The sequence below is a fragment of the Streptomyces sp. NPDC001732 genome (assembly GCF_053596315.1).
This window is the reverse complement of the sequence record NZ_JBSFFY010000141.1, coordinates 1-5,984: the sequence shown is the minus strand read 5'-3', so window position 1 is coordinate 5,984 and position 5,984 is coordinate 1. Positions and strand designations below refer to the sequence as shown.

The following is a 5,984-nucleotide window of genomic DNA, read 5'->3' as shown; positions in this document are numbered from 1 at the left end:
TCAAGCCCCCACCCTCCGGATAACGCATACCACCGGCATATCGCAGGGATCATGAACCGTCACTACCCGACGACAACCCGAAAACCTCAGTAACCGGGGGTCCGCAGTCGGAAGCGCCGCGACGTGGCGGCTTGAGCGTTCGACGACTGTCACGGATGCACCGTGCACGAGGCAGCCGTGCACGACGGCACGGCCAATAACGGGGCCGCCGCCGGTGATCAGGATCCGGCGGCCCGCGAGAGCCCGCGTCATCGCCCCGGATTCCGTGCGGGTGACCGCATGATCAGCTCGGGCTCCTTGAAGCTCAGGCAGTCCAGGACAACCGCTTCCAGCAGCACCGGCTGCCGCGGCGAGGCAACCAGATCTCCAGCCGCATGCCGTTGCGGATCCGGACGCGCCGTACGACAACATCGGCGAATTCGGGCGCGACGACGACCGAACCGTCGTCCCCCGGAGTCGGACGACTACTCGGCGACGTTGCCGACCGGCGGACGTTCGATGAACGGCTTACGGCGCGACTCCATCGTGGCCGCCTGCCCTTCGGCGCCGCGACTCCCGCACAGATGAAATTGGCCATGTTGTGGACTTTGACCAACGACTGGCCCGGTGCCGCCCCTCGGCAGGCCGGCCGCCATCCGGCCCCGGTCCGGCGGAGCGTGTCCTTACGGAACAACGACAACAGGCTGAGTGTGGCCTCGTCGCCCCGGCTGCGCTGCACGAAGCAGTTCGAGGAGATGAGGTGCGCCCCGAATCCGGCGGCACGGCCGCGTCGACGATGACGTCGGTGATGTGGTGCCGGGTGCGCGACGGTGGCTGCTCGGTCCACGCGAAGTCGGTGCCCAACCGGCGGATCCTCACCTCACGTGTCTGCTTGGTGTCGTCGAAGATCCGCGACGTCGGTGCGCGCTCCCGGCCTGCGAGTCCCGCACGCGCCACCGGCGCCTCGTACCGGGCGTCGTCGGCCAGGAACTCCGGCCAGTCAGGTATGCCGCCGCACGACGTCAGCATCGGGCGGCGGGCACCGTTCCGCTCCTGCGGCCACTACCGGACCCGTCGTCAAGAGTCCCCGTTCGGGTGACGGAACGGGACCAACAACGGCTCTAACCTTGGGCGGTCTCCATCACGCCATGGAGATCCCTCAATGACGTGATGCTCACGTCATCCACGGGCGGAAGGAGCCTACTACGATGCCCTATGCCGACCTGACGGATGTCCGGCTGTTCTACACGGACGAGGGCGACGGCGATACCGCCGTCCTGCTGGTTCACGGCTGGGGCTGCGATTCCCACGACTGGAGCTGGCAGATCGGCCCCCTGGTGGACGCCGGCTTCCGCGTGATCGCGCCCGACAACAGGGGTCACGGGCGCTCAACTGTTCCGCGCGAAGGATTCGACTCGACGGACTTCGCCACAGATCTCGCGGGATTGGTCAGCCTCCTGCAAGTCGGCCGAATCATCGCGGTCGGCCATTCGCAAGGCGGGGCGATCGTCAGCACACTCGCCGTCGAGCATCCCGATCTCGTCGCAGCCGCAGTCATCGTGGATTCGCCCTATGGCCTGCCCGACCACGAGATGTCCGGGCGATGGCAGCCACTCATCGATGCGCTGGGAACCGACAACGGGCTGGAGCACGTTGCCGGCGCGCTCGCCGCGGTCGAAGGCAAGTAAATGCCCAATGCCCTGAGGAAATGGCATCAGCGGCGGGTCCTGGGCACGGCCCCCGAGGTGATGCGGTCCACCTTGGAGGCATTCCTGAGGGAAGGCTCCGTCGCAACACGTTCAGGCGCCGACGAGTACCTCCGGAGAAGGCAATGCCCCGTCCTCACCATCCACACACATCCGGCACAGGCCGCCTGGGAGGAAACGACCTTCGCCGACCCCCGCAGCCGGTCCCTCCACTGGCCGGAGGCCGGACACTGGCTCCACCAGGAGCGAGCCGACGACTTCAACGACCTCGTCCTGAGGTGGCTGGCAGACCTTCAAACCAACTGACCGGACGCGGCAACAACAGCGGGAATCGCCGCGCTCATGCATATGGGAACGCTGCGATCCAACCGGACCGGAACAGGCGCTGTCCCCCGGACGCGATGGACACAGAACGAGCGGAGATCCGGATGCTGCTGCCAGCACCGGCCTGGACAAAGAGCCGGGAAGGCAAGCCAGAGGGCCACTCTGCTGCATCGGGCAACGTTCGCCCCGGCCTCATCTTCGTTCGGCGTGCGCTTGACCTGTCTATTGAATGGGTTCGGCGCCGAGAGGTCGAGCGTGGGCGAGCGCGAGCTGGAACGGGTTGATCTGGGTGAGATTCCCTACATCGAAGCGGTTGAGCAGATGGGCACCTGGGTCCGACAGCGTCAAGAGGGCTTGATTGCGGATCGACTGGTACTGCTCACCCACCCTCCAGTGATCACCTACAGTGCCCGGCCACCGCGTCATGAACTGCCTGTGCAAACCGGGATTCCTCTGGTTGAGGTGGACAGGGGTGGTCAGGCGACCCACCACGGGCCGGGGCAGCTGATCGGCTACCTGGTGGTCAATCTCCGTGAGCGCGGCCCTGGGGACATCGTGCGCTGGCTGGAGCATGGCTTGGTCAGTGCCTGGACTCGCTGGGCCTGCAGGCCGTTCGACGCGACACCCCGCCCAAGGCCCAGAGTCTGGTCGGGGTCTGGACGCCGGAGCACAAGAAGGTCGCCTCGATCGGCATGAGGATTCGTCACGGCGTGACAAGCCACGGGTTCGCTCTGAACATCGCACCGGACCTGGCGGCGTTCTCGGCATTCACGGCCTGCGGGCTGCGGGCTGCCCGAGGTGGCCATGACCTCGCTTGCGGAAATGGCCGCTGCCAAGGGCAAACCCGCCCCTGCCGAAGGGGCGGTACGAGAGGCTGTAGCCGCGGCGCTCGGGGCAGTTTGACGCTCCGGCATGCCGGGGCTCGCCTCTATGCGGCCCGGATCCCAGCAAGCTGTGCGGATGGCGGAAAGGGCACGGGTGCGGGAGATCGACGACGAGGGTGGCGCCTGTTCGGGTCGTGCACCGTGGCACCGGGTCGGTGGTCACCTGACGGCGGGCCCGGATGGTGTTGTTGTCCGCGCAGGGCCGGCCCGTGCACGGTGCAGCCCACCGGCTCCGCCGGTTCGCCCGCCGACGCCGCCACCAGACCCGAGCCACTCACTACCGGCGACAGGCAGCGCATCAGACATTGCCTCATGCCAGGCTCCGCCCGGCACCCGGCTCGCACCAACCAACGATGCACCCGATCCTATGAGCACACTCTGATCCCGGGCTCTGGAAGGATCCGGATGCGGGCGTACGCACGTGTGGCAGGAACCCGCGGGCTGGCCGACCAGGCCGGCCGCGCGCACCCGGCCCCCATCACCGCCCCGAACAGCTGACGTGGACGCGCCCCAGGCATCGGCTGCCGTGCGGCGGACACCCCGGGACGCACCATGCAGGGACCTGGTCAGCAGCGGGTCAGCACTGCCACCTCGTGGCCGAACCCCACCACCAGACGACCGCCCGGGGCAATGGCCACAGTGTTCACCCCTGCTGGAAACACCAACTCCCGGTCCACGAGTCGGCCGGTGGCCAGGTCCCATACTCGTGCCGTGTGGTCACCGCTACCGGTGACGGCAACCGGACGGCCGTCCACCACCCCCGTCGCCACCGCCCTCACCCCGCTGGTATGACCGGTCAACGGCTCGCCGATCTGTTGGCCGGTGACCACGTCCCACACCCGCACCTTCCCATCGCTGCTGCCGGTGAGGGCGACCGTGCGGCCCTCCATCACCGCCGTCGCCACCATCACCGCTTCGGTGTGGCCGGTGAAGGACTCACCAGCCGGTTGACCGGTGGGCAGATCCCACACCCGCACCGACCCGTCCCAGCTACCGGTGACAGCGACCGGACGGCCCTCCACCACCGCCGTCGCCACCGCCACCACCGCCGCATCGGTGTGGCCGGTGAAGAGCTCACCAGCCGGTTGACCGGTGGGCAGATCCCACACCCGCACCGACCCGTCCCAGCTACCGGTGACAGCGACCGGACGCCCGTCCACCACCGCCGTCGCCACCGCCACCACCGCATCGGTGTGGCCGCTGAGGGGTTTGCCGACGGGCCGGCCGGTGGCGAGGTCCCATACGCGCGCCGTGTGGTCATTGCTGCCGGTGACGGCTATCGCACGGCCATCCACCAGGCCCGTCGCCACCGCCACCACCGCATCGGTGTGGCCGGCGAAGGGCTCACCAACCGGTCGGCCGGTGGCCACGTCCCACACCCGCACCGACCCGTCCCAGCTACCGGTGACAGCGACCGGACGCCCGTCCACCACCGCCGTCGCCGTTGCATTCACCTCGCTGGTGTGGCCGGCGAGGGGGTTGCCGACCGGGCCAGTGGCCCACTCCCACACCCGCGCCGTGTTGTCATCGCTGCCGGTGACGGCGACCGGACGTCCGTCCACCACCGCTGTCGCCGCCGCCAACACCCCGCTGGTGTGACCGGCCAATGGCTCGCCGATCTGTTGGCCGGTGGCCACGTCCCACACCCGCACCGTCTCATCCCAACTGCTGGTGACAGCGACTGGACGCCCGTCCACCACCGCCATCGCTACCGCCCACACCCCACGCGTATGGCCGGTGAGGGGTTCCCCGAGCGGTCGGCGGGTGGCCAGATCCCACACCCGCACCGTCCCGTCGTCGCCGCCGGTAACGGCGACCGGGCGGCCTCCCACCACCGCTGCCGCCACTGCCAGCACCGGGCCGGTGTGGCCGTTGAGGGGTTCACCGCCCCGACGGGAGACAAGGTCCCACACCCGCACCGTCTCATCCCAACTGCTGGTGACAGCGACCGAACGGCCGTCAACCACCACCGTCTCCACCGCCAACACCGTGTCTGTGTGGCCGGTGAGGGGTTCTCCGAGCGGTCGGCGACTGGCCAGATCCCACACCCGCACCGTCCTGTCGCTACTGCCGGTGACAGCGACCGGGCAGCCGTCCACCACTCCCGTTGCCACCGCCACCACCGAGCCCGTGTGGCCGGTGAGGGGTTCACCGACTGCCTGGCCGGTGGCCAGGTCCCACACCCGCACCGTCCCGTCGTCGCTTCCACTCACGGCAACTTGGCGTTCCTCCACCACGGCCGTCGCCACCGTCAACACCATGTCCGTGTGGCCGGTGAGGGGTTCACCGACCGCCTGGCCGGTGGCCAGGTCCCACACCCGCACCGTCCCGTCGTCGCTGCCGGTGACGGCGACCGGACGGCCCGCCAACACCCCCGTCGCCACGCCATTCACCGAGTCCGTGTGACCGGACAGGGGCAGCGAGATGTGGCGGTCGACCATGCCGCCTGTGGCCCACTGCACCTCCCACCGAGCCACAGGTTCGTCCTTGACCGGGACGGCGGTGATCCGCGCCGACAGCTCCCGCTCCCCATATCTGGCCGCGTCCAACGCCAGCAACTGCCGCCGCACCCCCGCCCCGGCATCCCGGTGCAGACGCGCCAACACCCGGCACACCACCTGCACCGACCGCCCCACAGACTCCGGCTCGGTACACACCAGCCCGGATACCTCCCCCGGCTCGGCGTTCACCAAGAACCCCGGATCCGCCAAACACCCATCCACACCCACGAGCCCGGAGTCCTCACCGTCACCACGCAGATCATCGGACATGCCACACATGCAACCACCCGTCACTGACACACAACCCACCCCGACACCGTGGAAGAGACGTCCCAGCCCGGCAAGGGTCCGGCCGGACTGGACGAGTACCAGGTCCGCCGCTACGTTTCCCGGTCCCGGAGCCGACCGCCTTGGAGAAAGAGCCGTTCCTGTACGGACTGTGTTCAGCGTGTCCGCTCAACGGCATGTGCAGCTGCTCTCAGTTCCAGAAGTCCCGGTGGGGAACGGCGGCTTCGTCCTCGATGTGTGGGCCGGAGACGTCGGTGGGGCGTCCGCCGTCGGCGAAGATGAGGCGGCAGGGGTGGGCGAGG

5 protein-coding genes and 1 pseudogene are annotated in these 5,984 nt (G+C 68.9%); 3 read left to right on the top strand and 3 right to left on the bottom strand.

Annotated features, from left to right (window positions below; all coding sequences use genetic code 11):
* Nucleotides 1-507: 507 nt before the first annotated feature.
* Nucleotides 508-1,008 carry an aromatic-ring-hydroxylating dioxygenase subunit beta gene (locus tag ACWCXX_RS40375; RefSeq protein WP_451136185.1) on the bottom strand — a complete coding sequence of 167 codons (501 nt, stop codon included), beginning with the start codon at nt 1,006-1,008 and terminating at the stop codon, nt 508-510.
* Between the two features lie 179 nt (nt 1,009-1,187).
* On the opposite strand from ACWCXX_RS40375, the gene ACWCXX_RS40370 reads away from it, so the two are divergent.
* Nucleotides 1,188-1,667 (top strand): alpha/beta fold hydrolase, encoded by a 480-nt coding sequence (locus ACWCXX_RS40370; protein ID WP_451136183.1) that lies wholly within the window; start codon nt 1,188-1,190, stop codon nt 1,665-1,667.
* Entirely contained in the window at nt 1,668-1,991 is a 324-nt protein-coding gene (locus ACWCXX_RS40365; protein WP_451136181.1) for an alpha/beta fold hydrolase, read from the top strand.
* A gap of 240 nt (nt 1,992-2,231) precedes the next feature.
* Here the strand turns inward: ACWCXX_RS40365 and ACWCXX_RS40360 are convergent, their stop codons facing one another.
* The gene (locus tag ACWCXX_RS40360; RefSeq protein ID WP_451136186.1) at nt 2,232-2,396 is read right to left on the bottom strand and encodes a hypothetical protein; all 165 of its coding nucleotides are present in this window, start codon (nt 2,394-2,396) and stop codon (nt 2,232-2,234) included.
* Between ACWCXX_RS40360 and lipB the strand changes: the two are divergent.
* Nucleotides 2,331-3,391 (top strand): annotated as a pseudogene (lipB, locus tag ACWCXX_RS40355) (lipoyl(octanoyl) transferase LipB). The gene ACWCXX_RS40360 and the pseudogene lipB sit on opposite strands and share 66 nt — an antisense overlap.
* Before the next feature lie 68 nt (nt 3,392-3,459).
* On the opposite strand, the gene ACWCXX_RS40350 reads toward lipB, so the two are convergent.
* On the bottom strand, nt 3,460-5,499 hold the full coding sequence (locus tag ACWCXX_RS40350; RefSeq protein ID WP_451136179.1) for a WD40 repeat domain-containing protein: 2,040 nt from the start codon (nt 5,497-5,499) through the stop codon (nt 3,460-3,462).
* Between the last annotated feature and the right edge of the window lie 485 nt (nt 5,500-5,984).